The sequence below is a fragment of the Pseudomonas mosselii genome, from assembly GCF_005796105.1.
GTDB lineage: Bacteria > Pseudomonadota > Gammaproteobacteria > Pseudomonadales > Pseudomonadaceae > Aquipseudomonas > Aquipseudomonas mosselii_C.
The window spans coordinates 38509-59344 of the sequence record NZ_VAUO01000002.1 but is presented as its reverse complement, the minus strand read 5'-3'; the positions used below and the strand labels follow the sequence as shown (position 1 = coordinate 59344).

Here is a 20836-nt window from a genome sequence, read left to right as displayed (position 1 = left end):
TTACTCCACGAACAGGCAGGCGGGTTGTTCGAGCAGGCCGCGCATGGCCTGGATGAACAGGGCTGCATCCATGCCGTCGACCACACGATGGTCGAACGAGCTGGACAGGTTCATCATCTTGCGCACGACGATCTGCCCGTCGACCACCACCGGGCGTTCAACCATGCGGTTGACGCCGACGATTGCCACTTCCGGGGTGTTGACCACCGGTGTACTAACGATCCCGCCCAGTGCGCCGAGGCTGGTGAGGGTGATGGTCGAGCCTGACAACTCGTCACGGTTTGCCTTGTTGTTGCGTGCGGCGTGGGCCACTCGCGCGATTTCACTGGCGTTACCCCACAGGCTGCCGGCCTCGGCATGGCGTAGAACCGGCACCATCAGACCATTGTCAGCCTGGGTGGCGATGCCCACATGCACCGCGCCATGGCGGGTGATGACCTGCGCTTCGTCGTCGTAGGTGGCGTTGATCTGCGGGAACTCGCGCAGGGCGACGACCATTGCACGAACCAGGAACGGCAGCAGCGTCAGCTTGCCGCGGCTTTCGCCATACTTTGCGTTGAGCTGTTGGCGCAAGGCTTCCAGGGCGGTGACGTCGATTTCCTCGACATAACTGAAGTGGGCCACGCGACGCTTGGCATCCTGCATGCGCTGGGCGATCTTGCGACGCAGGCCGATGACTGGCACCTGTTCGCTGTCGTTGCGTCGGGCATAGCCGCTGGGGGGCTGGCTCGCACTGATGTGCGGTCTGCTGATGAAGGCGTCGAGGTCTTCATGCAGGATGCGCCCGGCTGGACCACTACCCTGTACGTAGCGCAGTTCGATGCCGGCATCCAGCGCACGCTTGCGCACGGCCGGGGAGGCCAAGGGTTTGTCGTGCGGCTCGCGTGGGACGATGGGCGCTGCTGGGTGTTGCGCAGCGATTGTCGGTTGCGCCGGCGTGTGCGGTTCGGTGTGAGGCTTGGCCGGTACTGGCTCGGGTTCGGCTTCTGCGGGTTTGGCCTGGGGCGTATCGATGTGGTTGCCGCCGCCTTCGACCTCGATGCGGATCAGCTCGCTGCCCACCGCCATGACTTCGCCGGGCTGGCCGCCCAAAGCCAGGACCTTGCCGCTGACCGGCGAGGGGATTTCAACCGTGGCTTTGTCGGTCATGACATCGGCGACGACCTGGTCTTCGGCGATCACATCGCCGACCTTGACGAACCATTCCACCAACTCGACCTGCGCGATGCCTTCACCGATGTCCGGCATCTTGATGACGTGCGTGCCCATTCAGACCTCCATGACCCGTTTCAATGCCGCGCCGACTCGCGAAGGACCGGGGAAGTAGGCCCATTCCTGTGCGTGGGGGTAGGGGGTATCCCAGCCGGTGACACGCTCGATCGGTGCTTCAAGGTGGTGGAAGCAGTGTTCCTGCACCAGCGCCACCAGCTCAGCGCCGAAGCCGCAGGTGCGCGTCGCTTCATGCACTACCACACAGCGCCCGGTCTTTTTCACCGACTCGACGATGGTCTCCAGATCCAGCGGCCAGAGGCTGCGCAGATCGATCACCTCGGCATCGACGCCGCTCTCTTCGGCGGCCACCTGCGAAACGTACACGGTGGTGCCGTAGGTCAGCACGGTGACGTCGTTGCCGGGGCGGGCGATGGCTGCCTTGTCCAGTGGTACGCGGTAGTAACCGTCTGGCACGGTGCTGTGCGGGTGCTTGGCCCAGGGCGTTACCGGGCGCTCGTGATGGCCGTCGAACGGGCCGTTGTACAGGCGCTTGGGTTCAAGGAAAATCACCGGGTCGTCGCATTCGATCGAGGCGATCAGCAGCCCTTTGGCGTCGTAGGGATTGGACGGCATCACGGTGCGCAAGCCGCACACCTGGGTGAACATCGCTTCCGGGCTCTGGCTGTGGGTCTGGCCGCCATAGATGCCCCCGCCGCAGGGCATGCGCAGGGTCAGTGGCGAGATGAACTCGCCGGCCGAACGGTAGCGCAGGCGCGCCATTTCCGACACGATCTGGTCGGAGGCGGGGTAGAAGTAGTCGGCGAACTGGATCTCCACCACCGGGCGCAGTCCGTAGGCGCCCATGCCCACGGCGGTGCCGACGATGCCGCTTTCGGAGATCGGTGCGTCGAACACCCGCGATGTGCCGTACTTGGCCTGCAGGCCTTCGGTGCAGCGGAACACGCCGCCGAAGTAACCCACGTCCTGGCCGTAGATCACCACGTTGTCATCGCGTTCGAGCATCACGTCCATGGCCGAGCGCAGGGCCTGGATCATGGTCATGGTGGTGGTGGACATGGCGTTTTCCAGGTCGATGCTGTTGTTGTGGTCGTTCATCTCAAACCCCCAGTTCCTGGCGTTGACGGCGCAGGTGGTCGGGCATGTCCTTGTACACGTCCTCGAACATCGAGGCGGCGCTTGGGATGTGGCCGTTGCTCAGGGTGCCGTACTGTTCGGCCTCCTTCTGGGCCTTTATCACCTCGGCTTCAAGCTCGGCGGTGACCGCCTGGTGCTCGTCTTCGGACCAGTGGCCGGCCTTGATCAGGTGCTGCTTCAGGCGAGCGATCGGGTCGCCCAGCGGGAAGTGGCTCCAGTCGTCGGCGGGGCGGTACTTGGATGGGTCGTCCGAGGTGGAATGAGGGCCGGCGCGGTAGGTCACCCACTCGATCAGCGTCGGGCCAAGGCCGCGGCGGGCGCGTTCGGCGGCCCAGCGCGAGGCGGCGTACACGGCGACGAAATCGTTGCCGTCTACCCGTAGCGAGGCAATGCCGCAGCCCACACCACGACCGGCGAAGGTGGTCGACTCCCCGCCTGCGATGGCCTGGAATGTCGAAATCGCCCATTGGTTATTGACCACGTTGAGAATCACCGGAGCACGGTACACGTGAGCGAAGGTCAGGGCCGTGTGGAAGTCGGACTCGGCCGTGGCGCCATCACCGATCCAGGCCGAGGCGATCTTGGTGTCGCCCTTGATTGCAGAAGCCATGGCCCAACCGACCGCCTGCACGAACTGGGTGGCCAGGTTGCCGCTGATGGTAAAGAAGCCGGCTTCGCGCACCGAATACATGATCGGCAACTGACGGCCCTTGAGTGGATCGCGCTCGTTGGACAGCAGTTGGCAGATCATCTCGACCAGCGACACGTCGCGGGCCATCAAGATGCTCTGCTGGCGGTAGGTGGGGAAGCACATGTCGCTACGGTTGAGCGCCAGCGCCTGGGCACTGCCGATGGCTTCCTCGCCCAGGCTCTGCATGTAGAAGGACATTTTCTTCTGGCGCTGGGCAACCACCATGCGGCTGTCGAAGATGCGCGTCTTGAGCATGGCGCGCATGCCCTGGCGTAACACGCTTGGGGCGATGTCCTCGGCCCATGGGCCTAAGGCGTCGCCGTGCTCGTCGAGCACGCGTATCAGGCTGCCGGAAAGGTCAGCGGTGTCTGCCGGCTCGACATCGATGGGAGGCTTGCGGACTTGCCCTGCGTCGTTCAGGCGCAGGTAGGAGAAATCGGTCTGGCAGCCTGGCCGGCCTGTGGGCTCGGGCACATGCAAACGCAGGGGGGCGTACTCGTTCATGCTTTTACGCTCGCTCGGATGTTGTTTTTGTGAGCTTTGAAGCGGTCGCCGCTGAGTGCCGGCTCGTGACTGGCAGGTCAGCGTCAGTTACATCATAGGGGGGCTGACGGAGAATTTTTCTCTCAAGTTCGTTGCCTTTGTTTGGCGCGGGAGATAAACATTCCGCACAAACACAAAAACCGGGTGAATTTGTCTGATGCGCAAACTGGATCGCACCGATATCGGCATTCTCAACAGCCTTCAGGAAAACGCGCGGATCACCAATGCGGAGCTGGCGCGTTCGGTGAACCTATCGCCCACCCCCTGTTTCAACCGGGTCAAGGCCATGGAAGAGCTTGGGGTGATCCGCCAGCAGGTGACCTTGCTGTCGCCCGAGGTGCTGGGGCTGGACGTCAACGTATTCATTCACGTGAGCCTTGAAAAGCAGGTGGAGCAGGCGTTACACCGCTTCGAGGAGGAGATCGCCGAGCGGCCCGAGGTGATGGAGTGCTACCTGATGACGGGGGACCCGGATTACCTGTTGCGGGTGCTGCTGCCCAGCATCCAGGCGCTCGAGCGTTTTCTCGACTATCTGACCCGCTTGCCCGGGGTGGCCAACATTCGCTCCAGCTTCGCCCTCAAGCAGGTGCGCTATAAGACGGCGCTGCCGTTGCCGGCCAACGGCATGACCTTGCGCGAGTGAGCGCTGCGCCATGGTCTGTGCGCGACGTAAGGTGTAACAAGCGCGCCGCCCGTGTTTTTTTCGATTACGCAGGCCTGCACCCCAGCCGTTTTGCCCTTATGCTAGCGTGCACCGCTGCCACCTGACCCAGGGAGCTTTTCGGGACGTATGCGCACTATCTGGAAACCGTTTCAGTCGTTGTATTTCGCCGCGTTGATGATGTTGATCGGCTCGGGCTTGCTCAGTACCTACCTGGCCTTGCGCCTGGCTGCTGAGCATGTCGATAGCCTATGGGTCGGTGCGCTGATGGCCGCCAACTACTTCGGCCTGGCAGTGGGCGGCAAGGTCGGGCATCGGCTGATCGGGCGGGTAGGGCACATCCGTGCCTACGCCACCTGCGCTGGCATTGTTGGCGCGGCCGTGCTCGGCCATGGCATGACCAGTTGGCTGCCGGTATGGGTTGGCCTGCGCATGATCGTCGGCCTCGGCATGATGTGCCAGTACATGGTCATCGAGAGTTGGCTCAACGAGCAGGCCGATGCCAAGCACCGTGGCGCGGTGTTCAGCGGCTACATGATCGCCTCTTACCTGGGACTGGTACTGGGGCAACTGATCCTGGTGGTACACCCGCAACTGGGGCCGGAGCTATTGATGCTGGTGGCCATGTGCTTCGCCCTGTGCCTGGTTCCGGTCGCTATGACGCGGCGCATTCACCCTGCGCCATTGCGTCCTGCACCGATGGACCCTAAGTTCTTCATCAAGCGCGTGCCGCAATCGCTGTCCACCGTGCTCGGATCGGGCCTGATCGTCGGCTCGTTCTACGGTTTGGCGCCGTTGTATGCCGCTAACCAGGGCCTGAGCACCGAACAGATCGGTCTGTTCATGGGGAGCTGCATTTTTGCCGGCCTGCTGGTGCAGTGGCCGTTGGGCTGGTTATCCGACCGTTACGACCGCGCGGTGCTTATCCGCAGCGTGGCCATTGGCTTGGCTGTGGCCTCGGCGCCGTTGGCCATTTTGCCGAGCGTGCCTTTGGAGCTGTTGTTCGGCATCGGCTTCGTCATTTCGCTGTTGCAATTCGGCCTGTATCCGCTAGCCGTGGCATTTTCCAACGACCACGTAGAAAGTGAGCGCCGCGTGTCGCTGACGGCCATGCTCCTGGTGACCTATGGCGTGGGGGCTTGCATCGGGCCATTGGCGGCCGGCGTGCTGATGAAGCTGCTGGGGCCGCAGATGCTCTATGCCTTCTTCCTGTTCTTCGCGCTGGTACTGGTCTGGCGTATCCGTCCTCAGGCCGTTACGGGCCTGCATCAGGTACAAGATGCGCCGCTGGGGCACGTGGCCATGCCGGCAGCTGGCTCGCCCTTGTCGGCGGCGCTTGATCCACGGGTTGACGAGCAGACCGTCCAGGACGTGATGCAGGCACCGGTGGCGGCGGAAGATACCGAAGAAGAACCTGCTGCACCCGGGCCGCGCCAGGCCGAGCCAGAGTTGGGTCGACCGACCTAGTGCCTTGTCTGGGAAATGCGTTCCCTTTTGATGAATGACCGGAGTGTTCGGCCAAGGCACCGCCGAAAGTGAACAGCTTGTTTCCGAGACAGGGCACTGACAGAGCGATGCGCAGTTGCCCAGCTCAGTTGGGGGAGCTTTACCCGTGCTGTGGTCGGCAGGTGGTGTTTCGTATCCTCTGTGCGAATGAAAAACGCCACCCGAGTGGGTGGCGTTTTCAGAAGGCTCGAGCGATCAGTAGTCGTCTTTGTCGAAGCGCCGCGCCTCGCGTTGCAGCTGGTAGACGAAGCTTTCGATCTTGCGCTGTGCCTGGCCGTTCAGGTTGTGGAAGCGCACGCCAGCGAAAGTGGTGTTGATACGTTCTTCGAAGTGCAGATGGCGCAGCTCGACCATGGTGTCTGACAGGCCTAGCGGGTTGGCGGCCTTGAAGCGTTCGTACACCTGCCCCAGTTGTAGGCGATCTTCGATGTCGCCGTCAAAGCGCAGCTTGCAACCGGTAGCCGAGATGTCCAGCAACTTGCCACGCAGGGCGCCGTTACCCTTGAGGTGGGTGCCATCGAGGATCACCTCGACCAACTGCGAGAGCTTCAGCGCGGCGCGGAACGCATTGCGGCGCTGGTGGTAGGTGACTTCCTCGGGCAGCGGGCCGCGATAGCAGCGGTGGCCGTCGATTTCGGTAATGGTCAGGGGGGTGTTGCATTCCCAGGCGATGCGCACGCCGTCGTGGAAGCCCTCGACACGGAACGGTTCGCCGTTCTCGATGTACTTTTCGCCGTCTCGGGGGATCATTTCGTCCAGGGCGAGAACACCGGTGTCTCGGTCCACGTGCACCACATAGCTCTGGAACCGCTGGCTGCGCTCATGGAAAGTGAGAATCAGCGGGTCGTGGCTCTCCAGCAATTGGCGCAGGTTGGCCGTGATCTCCAAAGGGGTGTTTAGCACCTTCGGTGGCTGGGGGGCATCGGTTTCATTGAACACGGGTTATCAATCTCCAGGCAAAAACGACACACGCAAGTAACGGCATTTTGCCAGTATGTTCCGTGCCTTGAATAGAAACAATCACACTTGGCTGAGCGCCCGGGGCTTGGCCATCGGAGAGGTAGCGCCACGGCTGTCGTACAGCGACGGAGAATCGCCGCCGTTGAGGATTCTGATCTGGTTGGCCGTGACGTTTTGCTGCATCTGAATGATCCGGCCGTTGGTCTCGTTGACTTTCTGGCAGGTATCCATCAATTGGGTGAGCACGTCGAGTTGCTGCAGGATGATGTCGCCGTTGGCCGATTGTGCGGCCACCGCCATGACGCCTGCGCGATCGGCGCTGAAACCTTGGCCAATGAGCAATTGGTTGCGCCGCTGGCCCTGCTGCTCGAGCAAGACGATCAAAGACTGCTTGCGTGCCAGGATCTGTTCCAGCACCACCATGTCGCGACCATGCAGGGCGACTGCTTCCCTCTTGAGAAGGTCAAGCAGTTCCTCGGTAGGTGCGATGTCGTCTTCGATCAGTTGCAGCAGAGTGATGTCGTGCATGGCTAACTCTTGGCTGTGTTGCGTCCTTGAAGTCAGCGCGCCAAACGGTTAGCGCTGAGCTTCGAAATCGAGCAGTTTGCTGGCGACCCGGCCGGCATCGACCTTGTAGCTGCCGTCTGCGATAGCCTGCTTCAACTCAGCCACGCGGGCACTGTTGACGGTGGGCTGGTCGCGCAGCTTGTCGCTGATCTTCTGCAACTGCTGTGCCTCTTGGCTGAGATGTACCGATTCTCCGCTGGCATTGCTACGCACGGTGGTTTCGCTGGCTTCACCGGCTTTTTCGGGGCTGCCCGATGCCGTGTTGCTGCGAACGCCGCCTGTGACGGACGGAGAATTATTCAAACGACTGAAGTCGATGACCATGATCAGAACCTCTGGGTATTGGGACGCATGCCTTGTTTTCGGCCAACCCGAAATAAACTTTAGGCACGAATGCGTCGCCGCCTGTCAGCAGGCATGCGTCACCCGATTTCCGACACAGTTTAGGGGCAGCGGTTGCGCGCCGCCAGTCTTGCGTCGTTCGCCGGCACTTCGTTGTCGGGGGTCGTGCTACATTGCCACCTCGACTTGGCCAGGCCCTGTCACACGGGCCTTCACCACACGTTTGGAGTTCAGGTTGCGCACCCGGATCTGTTCCTGCAAGCCGCCTTTGCTCAGTGCTTCGCCCGGCATGCGCACGCTCAGGTTGCCGCTGCGGGCGATGATCACCACCTGATCGCCCTTGCGCACCACTTCGGCTTGCTCGATATGCACCTGCGTCAGCACCTGGTCGTGCACCACCGGGCGCACCAGTTTCATGCCCACGGCCTGCTCCAGCGTGGTGAGGTAGCCCTGGCCGAGTGTGCCGACATCGCGTTCGCGCAGGCCTACGTCGCCTTCCTCGATCACGCTTTCGCGCTTGAGCGGCCGGGTCATCACCACCACGTCGCGCAATAGGCGCACTTGCGCCGGAACGTAAACCGTCCAGGGCGAGCTGCCGTCACAGCGGACCTTCACCGTTACGCGTCCCAGTGGCGCGGGGCTTTCCAGTGAGGCGTCAAGTTGCTGGCTGCACAGTGGCATGCGCAAGCGCGGGTCGAGGTTGTTGACCTGGATCTCATAGCGCCCCTGGGTTTGGGTGCTAGCCAGATAATCTTCCACCGTGAATTCAAGAAACCCTTGAGTGACACCGATAAGCTGTTCAGGCAAGGTGAACGCCTCCGCCAGTGTACGAGCGCTGGGTGCCATGAGGCACAAGGCGGCGAGCGAGCTAGTCAGCAGGCGCGTCAGTCGTCGGGAAAATGTCGTTTTCGTGTACATGGTGCTCAAAAAAGCAAAGCCCGTGCCGATTTGGTACGCAGGCAATCGTTCAAGGAGTCCGGCATGGCTGGAGTGATGGATTCGGTCAACCAGCGCACGCAGCTGGTGGGGCAGAATCGCCTGGAGTTGCTGTTATTTCGCCTCAATGGCGAGCAGCTCTACGGCATCAATGTGTTCAAGGTCCGGGAGGTGCTGCAGTGCCCGGCACTGACGCTGCTGCCCAAGGCTCATCCGGTGGTGCGCGGGGTGGCCAACATTCGTGGGGCGACCATCCCGATCCTGGATCTGTCCATGGCCACGGGGCTGCCGGGGTTGCAGGAAGACACCCGTAGCAGCTTCGTGATCATCACCGAATACAACACCAAGACCCAAGGTTTCCTGGTGCATTCGGTAGAGCGCATCGTCAACATGAACTGGGAAGAGATCCACCCGCCACCCAAGGGCACCGGGCGCGATCACTACCTGACGGCGGTGACGCGGGTCGACAACCGCATGGTTGAGATCATCGACGTGGAAAAAGTGCTTGCGGAGGTTTCACCGTCGTCACAGTCGGTGTCGGCAGGTGTAGTGGATGCTGAGGTGGCTGACAAGGCCGTGATGCTGCGGGTGCTGACCGTCGACGACTCGTCGGTGGCGCGCAAGCAGGTCAGCCGTTGCCTGCAAACCGTCGGTGTCGAGGTGGTGGCGCTCAATGACGGTAAGCAGGCGTTGGACTACCTGCGCAAGCTGGTCGATGAGGGCAAGCGGCCGGAGGACGAGTTCCTGATGATGATTTCCGACATTGAAATGCCGGAAATGGACGGCTATACCCTCACCTCAGAAATCCGCAGCGATCCACGCATGCAAAAGTTGCACATCTGCCTGCATACTTCGCTTTCCGGGGTATTCAACCAGGCAATGGTGAAGAAGGTCGGTGCCGATGACTTCCTGGCCAAGTTCAGGCCGGATGATCTCGCCCAGCGCGTGGTCGATCGGATCAAGGCAATGCATTGAATTAGCCGGGGTACGCCCCGGCTTTAGTGATTTGAAAAGAGGCGGCAGCTTTGTCTACGGGTAATTTGGATTTCGAACAGTTCCGGGTCTTCCTGGAGAAAGCCTGTGGCATCCTGCTGGGCGAGAATAAGCAGTACCTGGTGTCCAGCCGTCTCAACAAGTTGATGGAGCAGCAGGGTATCAAATCGTTGGGCGAGCTGGTCCAGCGCATCCAGACCCAGCCGCGTAGCGGTCTGCGCGAGCAGGTGGTCGATGCCATGACCACCAACGAGACGTTGTGGTTTCGCGACACCTATCCGTTCGAGGTGCTCAAGAGCAAGGTCATCCCTGAGTTCATCAAGCAAAACCCAGGGCAGCGCCTGCGTATCTGGTCGGCTGCCTGTTCCTCTGGCCAGGAACCGTACTCCATCTCAATGGCCATCGACGAGTTCGAGCGCAGTAATATCGGTCAGTTGAAAATGGGTGCGCAGATCGTCGCCACAGACCTGTCAGGCTCCATGTTGACCAACTGCAAGACCGGCGAGTACGACAGCCTGGCTATCGCCCGGGGGCTTTCGCAGGAGCGCCTGCAGCGTTATTTCGACACCAAGGGGCCGGGGCGCTGGGCGGTCAAGGCGCCGATTCGCAGTCGTGTCGAGTTCCGCTCCTACAACTTGCTCGACAGTTATGCGCCGTTGGGCAAGTTCGATATCGTGTTCTGCCGCAACGTACTGATCTATTTCTCGGCCCAGGTCAAGAAAGACATCCTCATGCGCATCCATGCCACCCTCAAGCCCGGTGGCTACCTGTTCCTTGGCGCTTCCGAGGCGCTCAACGGATTGCCTGAGCACTACCAGATGGTCCAGTGCAGCCCGGGGATCATCTACCAGGCCAAGTAAGGCGTTGAACGAAGGCCGGTGTCGCAAGACGCCGGCCTTTTTCGTTCTTGGGCGGTGTCGCAGCAAGAGGCAAGTCCTGGCGTCAATTTTCCGTTTTGCCGCTTTTGCCACCCGGCAATTGCCGCTTGTCTGCCATTGGGCGGAACCGCTTTGCCGCTTTTCTGGCATCCATCGATCGCCTTAGGGGCGTGCAGCCCCGTGAATTCGGTCTTTGGCAAAACTGGCACAGGGCTTGCTAAAGCTTTGCCAACGAAATTCCGGTCAACCTTCGAAGGTTTCCCCGACATGAGCATCAGCTTCGACAAAGCGCTCGGCATCCACGAAAAGGCACTGAGCTTCCGCGCTCAGCGCGCCGAAGTGCTGGCCAACAACATCGCCAACGCCGACACGCCCAACTACAAGGCACGTGACATGGACTTCTCGTCGGTGCTCGCCGCCGAGGCGGACAAGCAGCAGAAGGGTCGTATCACCCTTGAGCGCACCGACAGCCGGCACATCGAGGCTGAAGGCCTGGCCATGGCTGACGACAGCCTCAAGTACCGTACCCCGACTCAGCCATCGATTGACCAGAACACTGTGGACGCGCAGATCGAGCAATCGAACTACGCCGAGAACGCCATCAATTTCCAGGCCAGCTTCACCTTGCTCAACAGTAAATTCAAAGGGCTGGTGTCGGCCCTGCGCGGAGAGTAATTCATGTCCCTTTCCAGTGTTTTCAATATCGCCGGTAGCGGCATGAGCGCGCAGAACACCCGCCTCAACACCGTCGCCTCCAACATCGCCAACGCCGAGACCGTCTCGTCGAGCATCGATCAGACCTACCGTGCCCGCCACCCGGTATTCGCCACCACCTTCCAGAACGCGCAAAACGGCACGGGCCAGTCGCTGTTCGAGGATCAGGGTGAGGCTGGGCAGGGTGTTCAGGTGAGCGGCATCGTCGAGGACCAGAGCAACCTGGAGGCTCGCTACGAGCCTAACCACCCGGCGGCGAACAAGGACGGCTATGTCTATTACCCGAATGTCAACGTGGTCGAGGAGATGGCCGACATGATCTCCGCCAGCCGTTCGTTCCAGACCAATGCCGAGCTGATGAACACCGCCAAGACCATGATGCAGAAAGTGCTGACCCTGGGTCAGTAATAAGGAACCCAGACCATGGCTATCGATACCAGCACCACGGGTGTGAATCTCAACGACGTGCTCGCGGCATCCGGCGTCAGCTCCGGCACCAGCAAGAGCGCGCTCAGCGGAACGACCACCAAGACCACCGGTAACGACACCCTCGGCAAGGACGCGTTCCTGCAGCTGCTGGTGACTCAGATGCAGCACCAGAACCCGCTGGACCCGCAGGACAACGGTGAGTTTGTTGCCCAGCTGGCACAGTTCAGCAGCTTGGAAGGCATCACCTCGCTGAATGAATCGGTTTCCGCCATTACCAGCGCCATGGCCTCGTCGCAGGCCCTGCAAGCCTCCTCGCTGGTTGGTCGCTCGGTGATCGTGCAGAACGACAAGGCGGTCGTCGACACCGCCGAGAGCTTCAATGCCCAGTTCGTTGTGCCGCAGGCGATCAGCGAAGCGAAGATCACCATCACCGACAAGGACGGCAAGACCGTCAAGACCATCGAGTTGGGCGAGCAGAAAGCCGGTTACGCCGATTTCATCTGGGACGGCACCAACAGCAGTGGCGAGAAGGTCGATCCGGGCACCTACACCTTCACTGCCACCACCACGGTGGATGGTCAGTCGGTGCAGATGAACACCCTGCTGCCCGCCAAGGTCACCAGTGTCAGCTTCAACACCACTGGCGAGATGGTCCTGAACCTGGCTGGGGTTGGCAAGGTTTCGCTGTCCGACATCCAAACCATCGGTATCTAAGGCCGACAGAACGGCAAAAAGGAGCAACAGCATGTCTTTCAATATCGGTCTTAGCGGTCTGTACGCGGCCAACAAGCAACTGGATGTCACCGGTAACAACATCGCCAACGTCAATACCACCGGCTTCAAGTCGTCGCGCGCCGAATTCGCCGACGTGTACGCTGGCGCCAACCGCCTGGGCGTGGGCAAGAACCAGGTCGGCAACGGCGTGCGCCTGGCGGCGATCTCCCAGCAGTTCACCCAGGGCGATGTGAACAACACCGGCAACGTGTTGGACATGGGCATCCAGGGGACTGGCTACTTCATCCTGTCCGACAACGGCTCGATGGTGTACACCCGTGCGGGTGCTTTCCAGAGCAACAAGGACAACTATGTGGTTACCTCGGACGGCCTGCGCCTACAAGGCTATGCCGCCGATGCCAATGGCAACATCAAGAAGGGCATCCTGACTGATCTGAGGATCGACACCTCGGCGCTGGCGCCGAAGGCGACCTCGCTGATCGACCAGGGCATCAACCTGAACTCCGAAGCCGACGATATCCCACTGCCGACCGCCACGCCGCCGGGGCCTGGCGAAATCGCCTTCGACCCGTCCGATGACACCACGTACACCAAGTCGTTCGCCACCAAGGTGTATGACACCCAAGGTAACGAACACACCATGGAGCAGTTCTATCGCAAGACCGATCAGAACGAGTGGACCATGTATACCCTGATCGACGGTCGCAATCCGATGGATCCTTCCAGTACCTCGCCACTGATCGGCACCATTTCGTTCAATGAAGATGGCACCGTGAAAGCGATGGACGCCGACGCCACCAGTATCCCGGTCGGCGCGCCGGCCACTGCCGAGTGGGCTGTGACCAACAACACCTTCAGCCTCAAGGGTTGGATTCCGGCGACTCAGGATTCCTCGGGTAACTGGGTGTCCAACGGTTCGGCCGAGAACACCGCTGGCATGCGCCTGTCGATGAACAGCACCACCTCCTACAACACCGAGACCGCGCGCTCGTCGCAGTCCCAGGACGGCTACGCCACCGGTATTCTGTCGAGCCTGTCGATCGACTCCACCGGCGTGATGTTCGCCAGCTTCAGTAACCAGCAGTCCCGCGCCATCGGTCAGATCGCCCTGGCGAGCTTTGCCAACGACCAGGGGTTGCAGCAGATCGGTGGTACTCGCTGGACCGAGACCTTCTCTTCGGGTATTCCGGGCATCGACTCGCCGAAGACTGGCATTCTGGGTAGCGTCGAGTCCAACTCGCTGGAAGCCTCGAACGTCAACCTGACCCAGGAGTTGGTCGAGCTGATCAAGGCGCAGAGCAACTACCAGGCTAACGCCAAGACCATCTCTACTGAAAGCACCATCATGCAGACCATCATCCAGATGACCTGATACGGCCTGACTGAGCGTGTTCGGCGAACCCCTTTGCGTGCGAAGGGGTTCGTCGTTTTTGCAGGAGGGATCATGAACAAGTTGCTTGTGGCGTTGCTAGTCGCGTTCTGCCTGTGTCAGGCCCAGGCCGGCACTGCACCCTGGTGGCGCTGGGAAAGCCAGGCCGACGGGCGCCTGGTGTGTTCGCAATGGTCGCCGGGGGAGGGCTGGAAGAAGTTCGCCGGGCCCTACACCAATGCGGGGTGTCGCGAGCCTTGATGTTGTGTTGCCACCCACCGGCAATTCCGCGCCGGTTATCCGACGGCGCGCCCGCTGATCGGTCCTGCAAAAGCCCGATTCCACGGGCTTTTTCGTGTTTTTCAAAAGTTGGTTCGGAACTTGCTTTGTAGCCTGTACAGCAACGGCGAGCGGCAAACGATCGCCAGTGCAGCGGAGGATGACTGTGGACAAGATGCTTTACGTGGCCATGACCGGCGCCAGCCAGAACGCGCTGGCGCAAAAGGCCCACGCCAACAACCTGGCGAACATTTCCACCAATGGTTTCCAGAAAGACCTCGAACAGGCGCGCTCGATGCCGGTGTTCGGCGACAGCTTTCCGTCGCGCGCCTACGCCATGACCGAGCGGCCGGCCACCGATTTCAGTGAAGGCCCGCTGGTCGAAACCGGGCGTGACCTGGATGTGGCGGTGTCCGGCAAGGGGTTCATTGCCGTGCAGGCGCCCGACGGCAGCGAAGCCTATGTGCGCACCGGCAGCCTGAACATTGACGCCCTGGGTGTGCTGCGTGCCGGCAACGGTATGCCGGTACTCGGCAATGGCGGTCCTATCGCGGTGCCGCCGGAGCAGAAGGTCGAGGTAGGGGCTGACGGCACCATCAGCATCCGCTCCATGGGCGAAGGTCCGCGGGTGATGGCTGAGGTGGACCGCATCAAGCTGGTCAATCCCGCTACCACCGCCATGACCAAGGGTCTGGACGGCATGATCCATACCAAGAGCGGGCAGCCTGCCGACATCGACCCGACTGTACGCGTGGTGTCGGGCTTCCTGGAAGGCAGCAACGTCAATGCGGTCGAGGAAATGACCTCGGTGCTGGCGCTGTCCCGTCAGTTCGAACTGCACGTGAAAATGATGAACGCAGCCAAAGAAGGCGATGAAGCCATGGCGCGTGTTTTGCAAATCGGCTAACCACACTTGAACGGGTGCCGTAAAACAGGCGCACGAGGAGAACACTGATGCTTCCGGCTCTTTGGGTCGCTAAAACCGGCCTGTCCGCCCAGGACACCAATCTGACCGTCATTTCCAACAACCTGGCCAACGTCTCGACCACCGGCTTCAAGCGTGATCGCGCCGAGTTCCAGGACCTGCTGTACCAGATCAAACGCCAGCCGGGCGCGCAGTCCACCCAGGACAGCGAGCTGCCGTCGGGCCTGCAGGTCGGTACCGGTGTGCGCATCGTCGGCACCCAGAAGAACTTCTCCGTCGGCAGCCTGCAAACCACCGAAAACCCGCTGGACCTCGCGGTCAATGGCCGTGGTTTCTTCCAGGTTTTGCAGCCCGATGGCACCGTTTCGTATACCCGTGACGGCACCTTCCACCTGAACGCTGACGGTCAGGTGGTCACCGTCAATGGCTTCCCGCTGGAGCCTGCGATCGTGGTGCCCAACAACGCCCAGACCTTCACGGTTGGCCAGGACGGCACTGTCTCGATCACCGTTGCTGGCAACGCCGCACCCCAGGTGATCGGTAACCTCCAGACCGCCGACTTCATCAACCCGGCCGGTCTGCAAGCCATTGGCGACAACCTGTTCCTGGAAACCGCTGCCAGCGGCGCGCCGCAGGTTGGCACGCCAGGCCTGAACGGCTTCGGCACCACCCTGCAACAGACCCTGGAAAACTCCAACGTCAGCACGGTGGAAGAGTTGGTCAACATGATCACCACCCAGCGTGCCTACGAGATGAACTCCAAGGTCATCTCCACCGCCGACCAGATGCTGTCGTTCGTTACCCAGCAGCTGTAAGCCCTGAGCCAGTAACACCGTGAGGTAAGTGTCATGAAGCGTCTGTTGTCCGTTTTCGCCCTTGGGGGGGCGGTGTCGTTGGCCGGTTGCGTCGCGCCGACGCCCAAGCCCAACGACCCGTACTACGCGCCGGTTCTACCGCGCACCCCGTTGCCGGCGGCGGCCAACAACGGTTCGATCTACCAGTCCGGCTTCGAGCAGAACCTGTATTCTGATCGCAAGGCGTTCCGGGTGGGTGACATCATCACCATCACCCTCAACGAGCGTACCTCCGCGAGCAAGAACGCCGGATCCCAGGTTGCCAAGGACAGCACCGCGAACCTCGGCCTGACCTCGCTGTTCGGTGCCGTGCCCAACACCAACAACCCGCTGGGCAGCGGCGACCTTACGCTGAACGCTGGCTACAGCGGCACCCGGGCCACCAAGGGTGCTAGCACCGCCTCGCAAGGTAACACCCTGACCGGTTCGATCACCGTCACCGTGGCCGAGGTGTTGCCCAACGGCATCATTGCCGTGCGCGGCGAAAAGTGGATGACCCTGAACACCGGTGAAGAGCTGGTGCGCATCGCCGGCATGATCCGTGCCGACGACATCGCCACCGACAACACCGTACCGTCCACCCGTGTGGCCGATGCGCGCATTACCTATTCGGGTACCGGTTCGTTCGCCGATGCCAGCCAACCCGGTTGGCTGGACCGCTTCTTTATCAGCCCGCTCTGGCCCTTCTGAGTACGGATGACCATGTTCAACGCTAGGCGGTTGATTGCCGCGACACTCCTGCTGACCTGCGCGTTCGGTGCCCATGCCGAGCGTCTGAAGGATATCGCCAGCATTTCCGGCGTACGTGCCAACCAGCTGATCGGCTACGGTCTGGTGGTGGGCCTGGCCGGTACGGGCGACCAGACCACCCAGACCCCGTTCACCCTGCAGACCTTCAACAACATGCTCTCGCAGTTCGGTATCAAGGTGCCGGCAGGCTCGGGCAACGTGCAGTTGAAGAACGTCGCTGCGGTGTCGGTGCATGCGGACTTGCCGGCCTTCGCCAAGCCAGGCCAGGTAGTCGATATCACCGTGTCGTCGATTGGTAACTCCAAGAGCCTGCGCGGTGGCAGCCTGCTGATGACCCCGCTCAAGGGGATCGACGGCAACGTCTACGCCATCGCCCAGGGCAACCTGGTGGTTGGCGGTTTCGATGCCGAAGGCCGTGACGGCTCGAAGATCACCGTCAACGTACCGTCGGCCGGTCGGATTCCTGGCGGCGCCACGGTCGAGCGTGCGGTGCCGAGTGGTTTCAACCAGGGCAACAGCTTGACCCTGAACCTCAATCGTCCCGATTTCACCACCGCCAAGCGTATCGTCGACAAAGTCAACGAACTGCTCGGTCCTGGCGTGGCCCAGGCCTTGGACGGCGGCTCGGTGCGCGTCAGTGCGCCGATGGATCCGAGCCAGCGGGTCGATTACCTGTCGATCCTCGAGAACCTGGAGATCGATCCCGGCCAGGCTGTAGCCAAAGTCATCATCAACTCGCGTACCGGTACCATCGTGATCGGTCAGAACGTCAAGGTGTCGCCTGCGGCGGTCACCCACGGCAGCTTGACGGTGACCATCACCGAAGATCCAATCGTCAGCCAGCCAGGCCCGCTCTCCAACGGCCAGACCGCCGTGGTGCCGCGCTCGCGAATCAACGCCCAGCAAGAGGCCAAGCCGATGTTCAAGTTCGGCCCTGGCACCACGCTGGATGAGATCGTCCGTGCGGTGAACCAGGTAGGCGCTGCCCCCGGCGACCTGATGGCGATCCTCGAAGCCCTGAAACAGGCCGGTGCGTTGCAGGCCGACCTGATCGTGATCTGAGGACGCCGCTGATGAATCCGAAAAGCCTGGTTTCCAGCCCCGCCGACAGTGGCGCCTTCACTGACCTCAATCGCCTGAACTCGCTCAAGCATGGTGACCGCGACAGCGATGCCAACGTGCGTAAGGTGGCCCAGGAGTTCGAGTCGCTGTTCGTCAGCGAGATGCTCAAGGCTTCGCGCAAGGCGTCCGACGTGCTGGCTGACGAAGACAGTCCGATGAACAGTTCGACGGTCAAGCAGTACCGTGACATGTACGACCAGCAGCTGGCGGTGAGCATGTCTCGCGAGGGCGGCGGGATCGGCCTGCAGGATGTGCTGGTGCGGCAGTTGTCGAAGAACAAGGCGGCTCCCGTCAACACCAGCCCGTTCCCGCGTATCGAAGGCAAGGCCCCGACGCTGTGGGGCGCCAAAGTGGACGAGCAGGCCAATACGACCCAGTCCACCGTGCACCGCAACGACGTGGCGGCGCTCAACTCGCGCCGTCTGGCCTTGCCAGGCAAGCTCACCGACCGCCTGCTGGCCGGTATCGTACCGTCGGCGGCCACCCCCAACACGGCGGCTTTGCCGCTGCGTGACGGCCAAACCCTGGTCGATGGCGTGGTCAAGGGCGATTGGCAGCCGGCACAGACCTTCGGCGTCGGCACCGACGGCACGCGCATTCTCGGACGGGCCGTGGCGCAACCGCCGCTGGCGCCGAAGAAAGCCTTCGCCGACAGTGACGCCTTTGTCGCCACCATGCTGCCGATGGCTGAGCAAGCCGCCAAGCGCATCGGCATCGACCCGCGCTACCTGGTGGCCCAGGCTGCCCTGGAAACCGGCTGGGGCAAGTCGGTCATGCGCAACAGCGATGGCAGCAGCAGTCACAACCTGTTCGGCATCAAGGCCACCGGCAACTGGCAAGGGGGCGAGGCGCGGGCGATCACCAGCGAATTCCGCGATGGACAGTTCGTCAAGGAAACCGCCGCGTTCCGTTCGTATGATTCGTACCAAGACAGTTTCCACGACCTGGTCAGCCTGTTGCAGAACAATTCGCGCTATCAAGAAGCGGTGAAGTCGGCCGATAAACCAGAACAGTTCGTGCGAGAGCTGCAAAAGGCCGGGTACGCAACCGACCCGAACTACGCCAGCAAGATCTCGCAGATCGCAAGACAGATGAAGTCGTACGAGAGCTACGCGTCGCTCGGTACCACCACGAAACTTTAAGGGCTTGAACCATGGCGAGTTTGCTAAACATTGGTATGTCGGGACTTGGCGCTGCGCAGTCGGGGTTGTACACCCTCGGTAGCAACATCGCCAATGCCGATGTCGAGAGCTACTCGCGCCAGCAGGTCGTGCAGAAAACCAAGGGTGGCCAACAGGTTGGCCAGGTGTTCATCGGCACCGGCACCACCTTGGCCGACGTACGCCGGGTCTATAACGCCTATCTGGAAAGCCAGCTGCGCACTACCACCTCGTTGTCTAGCGACGCTACCTCGTACCTGAACCAGATCACGCCCCTGGACACAGCCCTGTCCAGTGCCGATACCGGTATCACTGCGGCTCTGCAAAGTTTCTTCAGTGCCTTGCAGGACGCCTCGGCCAAGCCAACCGAAGACGCCTCGCGCCAGTTGCTCCTGACCAGCGCGCAATCGCTGGCCAAACGCTTCAACACCCTGTCTTCGCAGTTGAACCAGCAGAACAGCAACATCAACAGCAACATGGCGTCGTTGGCCTCCCAGGTGAACAACCTGACTGCGACCATCGCCGACCTCAATGCGCAAATCTCCAAGGTCGGTGCCATCACCGGCCAGCCCAACGACCTGCTGGACCAACGCGACGGTGCCGTGCGTCAACTGTCGTCGCTGATCGGCGCCGACGTGGTCGAGCAAAAGAACGGCAACTACGACATCTACCTGAAGAACGGCCAGGCGTTGGTATTGGGCAACACCACCCAGACCATCGGCGTAGCCGCCAGTGCCACCGATCCGACGCGCATGAGCCTGATCCTCAACCGCGGCTCGACGCAAATGGACATCACCAACAGCACTACCGGTGGTGAACTGGGCGGCCTGATCCGCTACCGCAAGGAAACCCTGGACCCGGCGCTCAACGAGCTGGGGCGCGTGGCGCTGGTGGTGGCCGATGCCATCAACCGTCAACTGGGCCAAGGCATCGACAAGAACGGCGAGTTCGGCGCCAGTCTGTTCGCCGACATCAACAGCGCCAAGTCCATCGCCAACCGCAGTGTCGCCAAGACTGGCAACAGCGCAGGTTCCGGCAACCTCGACGTGACCATCAAGGACACCGGCAAGCTGAGCACCAGCGATTACCAGGTGACCTTCACCAGTGCTACTGGCTACACCGTGCGCAAGCTGCCCGAAGGCACCGACATGGGCAGCTACGACCTGAGCGACGACCCGGCGCCGGTGATCGACGGCTTCAGCCTGTCGCTCAATGGCGGTGGAATGAGCGCCGGTGACAGCTTCAAGATCACCCCGACCCGCAACGAAGCTGCGAGTATCAATGCGACCCTGACCGATCCCAAGCGCCTGGCTATGGCCGCGCCCCTTACCGCCGTCAGCGGTTCGGGCAACAAAGGCACTGGCTCGATTACCCAGCCGACGTTGACCTCACTGGTGGACATCTACGATGCCACCCAGAAGGCTGATTTGCAGACGGGCTTGAAGTACTCCACCCCGGTCAAGTTGGTGTTCGGCGACGACACCGCTTCGCCGCAGGCCTACACCCTGTTCGACGCCCAAGGCAACAACATCGGCAGCGGCACCATCGTGCCGGGCCAGGACAACGCCCTGCAGCTGTCGGTGCCGATGGTCGATGCCAGTGGCAACCCGATTTATGAAGCCGATGGCGTTACCCAGAAGACCTTCGGTTTCGAGATGAACGTGGCGGGTGTGCCCAAGACCGGCGATAGCTTCACCGTGTCGCTGACTGCCTCGGGCTCGGCCGACAACCGCAACGCCCAATCGGTGCTCGATCTGCAGACCAAGCCCACGGTCGAGGTGAATGCCGATGGCAAGGGCATCAGCTTCACTGACGCTTACGCAAAGCTTGTGTCCAACGTCGGCGGCAAGACGGGGCAGGCGCAGATGGACAGTGACGCCACCACCGCGCTGAAGAAGTCGGCACTGGATGCCCGCGACAACTTGTCAGGGGTGTCGGTCGATGAAGAGACCGGCAACCTGATCAAGTTCCAGCAGTACTACACCGCGTCGTCGCAGATCATCAAGGCGGCCCAGGAAACCTTCGCCACCCTGATCAACAGTCTTTAAGGAATCG

General features: G+C 61.5%; 22 protein-coding genes. 15 read left to right on the top strand and 7 right to left on the bottom strand.

All coding sequences use genetic code 11. The features are described from left to right. The 3 genes from FEM01_RS05170 to FEM01_RS05160 are packed head-to-tail and all read right to left on the bottom strand — an operon-like array spanning nucleotide 1 to nucleotide 3562. Entirely contained in the window at nucleotides 1–1269 is a 1269-nt protein-coding gene (locus tag FEM01_RS05170; protein WP_138218234.1) for a dihydrolipoamide acetyltransferase family protein, read from the bottom strand. Then, on the bottom strand, nucleotides 1270–2328 hold the full coding sequence (locus FEM01_RS05165) for an alpha-ketoacid dehydrogenase subunit beta (RefSeq protein ID WP_138218233.1): 1059 nt from the start codon (nucleotides 2326–2328) through the stop codon (nucleotides 1270–1272). Nucleotide 2329: 1 nt separating this feature from the next. Beyond that, on the bottom strand, nucleotides 2330–3562 hold the full coding sequence (locus FEM01_RS05160) for a 3-methyl-2-oxobutanoate dehydrogenase (2-methylpropanoyl-transferring) subunit alpha (RefSeq protein ID WP_138218232.1): 1233 nt from the start codon (nucleotides 3560–3562) through the stop codon (nucleotides 2330–2332). A 196-nt stretch (nucleotides 3563–3758) separates the two neighbouring features. Between FEM01_RS05160 and bkdR the strand changes: the two genes are divergently transcribed. Further along, nucleotides 3759–4244, top strand: a complete 486-nt coding sequence (gene bkdR / locus FEM01_RS05155; RefSeq protein WP_138218231.1) for a Bkd operon transcriptional regulator BkdR — start codon at nucleotides 3759–3761, stop codon at nucleotides 4242–4244. Between the two features lie 147 nt (nucleotides 4245–4391). Then, complete coding sequence (locus FEM01_RS05150; protein WP_138218230.1) at nucleotides 4392–5729, top strand: MFS transporter; 1338 nt, start codon at nucleotides 4392–4394, stop codon at nucleotides 5727–5729. Between the two features lie 234 nt (nucleotides 5730–5963). Here the strand turns inward: FEM01_RS05150 and FEM01_RS05145 are convergent, their stop codons facing one another. The 4 genes from FEM01_RS05145 to flgA all read right to left on the bottom strand — a co-directional run bounded on the left by FEM01_RS05145 (nucleotide 5964) and on the right by flgA (nucleotide 8555). Further along, complete coding sequence (locus tag FEM01_RS05145) at nucleotides 5964–6707, bottom strand: flagellar brake protein (protein WP_138218229.1); 744 nt, start codon at nucleotides 6705–6707, stop codon at nucleotides 5964–5966. Nucleotides 6708–6788: 81 nt separating this feature from the next. Then, nucleotides 6789–7256, bottom strand: a complete 468-nt coding sequence (locus tag FEM01_RS05140) for a flagella synthesis protein FlgN (RefSeq protein ID WP_138218228.1) — start codon at nucleotides 7254–7256, stop codon at nucleotides 6789–6791. Between the two features lie 48 nt (nucleotides 7257–7304). Beyond that, complete coding sequence (flgM, locus tag FEM01_RS05135; RefSeq protein ID WP_138218227.1) at nucleotides 7305–7619, bottom strand: flagellar biosynthesis anti-sigma factor FlgM; 315 nt, start codon at nucleotides 7617–7619, stop codon at nucleotides 7305–7307. 186 nt (nucleotides 7620–7805) lie between these two features. After that, entirely contained in the window at nucleotides 7806–8555 is a 750-nt protein-coding gene (gene flgA / locus FEM01_RS05130) for a flagellar basal body P-ring formation chaperone FlgA (RefSeq protein WP_138218226.1), read from the bottom strand. A 63-nt stretch (nucleotides 8556–8618) separates the two neighbouring features. Between flgA and FEM01_RS05125 the strand changes: the two genes are divergently transcribed. The 13 genes from FEM01_RS05125 (at nucleotide 8619) to flgK (ending at nucleotide 20829) form a co-directional block, all read left to right on the top strand. Continuing rightward, complete coding sequence (locus FEM01_RS05125) at nucleotides 8619–9548, top strand: chemotaxis protein CheV (RefSeq protein WP_138218225.1); 930 nt, start codon at nucleotides 8619–8621, stop codon at nucleotides 9546–9548. A 50-nt stretch (nucleotides 9549–9598) separates the two neighbouring features. After that, on the top strand, nucleotides 9599–10426 hold the full coding sequence (cheR, locus tag FEM01_RS05120; protein WP_138218224.1) for a protein-glutamate O-methyltransferase CheR: 828 nt from the start codon (nucleotides 9599–9601) through the stop codon (nucleotides 10424–10426). A 285-nt stretch (nucleotides 10427–10711) separates the two neighbouring features. Continuing rightward, nucleotides 10712–11119 carry a flagellar basal body rod protein FlgB gene (gene flgB / locus FEM01_RS05115; protein WP_138218223.1) on the top strand — a complete coding sequence of 136 codons (408 nt, stop codon included), beginning with the start codon at nucleotides 10712–10714 and terminating at the stop codon, nucleotides 11117–11119. Nucleotides 11120–11122: 3 nt separating this feature from the next. Next, nucleotides 11123–11566: a flagellar basal body rod protein FlgC gene (flgC, locus tag FEM01_RS05110; protein ID WP_138218222.1), complete on the top strand. Its 444-nt coding sequence runs from the start codon at nucleotides 11123–11125 to the stop codon at nucleotides 11564–11566. A gap of 15 nt (nucleotides 11567–11581) precedes the next feature. Beyond that, nucleotides 11582–12301, top strand: coding sequence for a flagellar hook assembly protein FlgD (flgD, locus tag FEM01_RS05105; RefSeq protein WP_138218221.1), 720 nt, complete (start codon nucleotides 11582–11584; stop codon nucleotides 12299–12301). Between the two features lie 31 nt (nucleotides 12302–12332). Next, entirely contained in the window at nucleotides 12333–13694 is a 1362-nt protein-coding gene (flgE, locus tag FEM01_RS05100; RefSeq protein ID WP_138218220.1) for a flagellar hook protein FlgE, read from the top strand. A 72-nt stretch (nucleotides 13695–13766) separates the two neighbouring features. Continuing rightward, the gene (locus tag FEM01_RS05095; protein ID WP_138218219.1) at nucleotides 13767–13952 is read left to right on the top strand and encodes a hypothetical protein; all 186 of its coding nucleotides are present in this window, start codon (nucleotides 13767–13769) and stop codon (nucleotides 13950–13952) included. Between the two features lie 184 nt (nucleotides 13953–14136). Further along, nucleotides 14137–14877: a flagellar basal body rod protein FlgF gene (locus FEM01_RS05090; RefSeq protein ID WP_138218218.1), complete on the top strand. Its 741-nt coding sequence runs from the start codon at nucleotides 14137–14139 to the stop codon at nucleotides 14875–14877. Nucleotides 14878–14924: 47 nt separating this feature from the next. Then, nucleotides 14925–15710, top strand: coding sequence for a flagellar basal-body rod protein FlgG (flgG, locus tag FEM01_RS05085; RefSeq protein WP_138218217.1), 786 nt, complete (start codon nucleotides 14925–14927; stop codon nucleotides 15708–15710). Between the two features lie 33 nt (nucleotides 15711–15743). After that, nucleotides 15744–16439: a flagellar basal body L-ring protein FlgH gene (gene flgH, locus FEM01_RS05080; RefSeq protein WP_138218216.1), complete on the top strand. Its 696-nt coding sequence runs from the start codon at nucleotides 15744–15746 to the stop codon at nucleotides 16437–16439. A gap of 12 nt (nucleotides 16440–16451) precedes the next feature. After that, nucleotides 16452–17561 (top strand): flagellar basal body P-ring protein FlgI, encoded by a 1110-nt coding sequence (locus FEM01_RS05075; protein WP_138219101.1) that lies wholly within the window; start codon nucleotides 16452–16454, stop codon nucleotides 17559–17561. Nucleotides 17562–17572: 11 nt separating this feature from the next. Next, nucleotides 17573–18763, top strand: a complete 1191-nt coding sequence (flgJ, locus tag FEM01_RS05070; protein WP_138218215.1) for a flagellar assembly peptidoglycan hydrolase FlgJ — start codon at nucleotides 17573–17575, stop codon at nucleotides 18761–18763. 11 nt (nucleotides 18764–18774) lie between these two features. Then, nucleotides 18775–20829 (top strand): flagellar hook-associated protein FlgK, encoded by a 2055-nt coding sequence (flgK, locus tag FEM01_RS05065; RefSeq protein ID WP_138218214.1) that lies wholly within the window; start codon nucleotides 18775–18777, stop codon nucleotides 20827–20829. Nucleotides 20830–20836: the final 7 nt, after the last annotated feature.

Excerpts from the sequence above, each read along its gene's own strand:
- FEM01_RS05160 (WP_138218232.1), bottom strand. The coding sequence starts at position 3,562 with ATGAACGAGTACGCCCCCCTGCGTTTGCATGTGCCCGAGCCCACAGGC.
- FEM01_RS05170 (WP_138218234.1), bottom strand. The coding sequence starts at position 1,269 with ATGGGCACGCACGTCATCAAGATGCCGGACATCGGTGAAGGCATCGCG.
- flgD (WP_138218221.1), top strand. The coding sequence starts at position 11,582 with ATGGCTATCGATACCAGCACCACGGGTGTGAATCTCAACGACGTGCTC.
- flgC (WP_138218222.1), top strand. The coding sequence starts at position 11,123 with ATGTCCCTTTCCAGTGTTTTCAATATCGCCGGTAGCGGCATGAGCGCG.
- flgA (WP_138218226.1), bottom strand. The coding sequence starts at position 8,555 with ATGTACACGAAAACGACATTTTCCCGACGACTGACGCGCCTGCTGACT.
- FEM01_RS05095 (WP_138218219.1), top strand. The coding sequence starts at position 13,767 with ATGAACAAGTTGCTTGTGGCGTTGCTAGTCGCGTTCTGCCTGTGTCAG.
- FEM01_RS05125 (WP_138218225.1), top strand. The coding sequence starts at position 8,619 with ATGGCTGGAGTGATGGATTCGGTCAACCAGCGCACGCAGCTGGTGGGG.
- FEM01_RS05165 (WP_138218233.1), bottom strand. The coding sequence starts at position 2,328 with ATGAACGACCACAACAACAGCATCGACCTGGAAAACGCCATGTCCACC.
- flgK (WP_138218214.1), top strand. The coding sequence starts at position 18,775 with ATGGCGAGTTTGCTAAACATTGGTATGTCGGGACTTGGCGCTGCGCAG.
- bkdR (WP_138218231.1), top strand. The coding sequence starts at position 3,759 with ATGCGCAAACTGGATCGCACCGATATCGGCATTCTCAACAGCCTTCAG.
- FEM01_RS05075 (WP_138219101.1), top strand. The coding sequence starts at position 16,452 with ATGTTCAACGCTAGGCGGTTGATTGCCGCGACACTCCTGCTGACCTGC.
- FEM01_RS05140 (WP_138218228.1), bottom strand. The coding sequence starts at position 7,256 with ATGCACGACATCACTCTGCTGCAACTGATCGAAGACGACATCGCACCT.
- flgJ (WP_138218215.1), top strand. The coding sequence starts at position 17,573 with ATGAATCCGAAAAGCCTGGTTTCCAGCCCCGCCGACAGTGGCGCCTTC.
- flgE (WP_138218220.1), top strand. The coding sequence starts at position 12,333 with ATGTCTTTCAATATCGGTCTTAGCGGTCTGTACGCGGCCAACAAGCAA.
- flgH (WP_138218216.1), top strand. The coding sequence starts at position 15,744 with ATGAAGCGTCTGTTGTCCGTTTTCGCCCTTGGGGGGGCGGTGTCGTTG.
- flgG (WP_138218217.1), top strand. The coding sequence starts at position 14,925 with ATGCTTCCGGCTCTTTGGGTCGCTAAAACCGGCCTGTCCGCCCAGGAC.
- flgB (WP_138218223.1), top strand. The coding sequence starts at position 10,712 with ATGAGCATCAGCTTCGACAAAGCGCTCGGCATCCACGAAAAGGCACTG.
- flgM (WP_138218227.1), bottom strand. The coding sequence starts at position 7,619 with ATGGTCATCGACTTCAGTCGTTTGAATAATTCTCCGTCCGTCACAGGC.
- FEM01_RS05150 (WP_138218230.1), top strand. The coding sequence starts at position 4,392 with ATGCGCACTATCTGGAAACCGTTTCAGTCGTTGTATTTCGCCGCGTTG.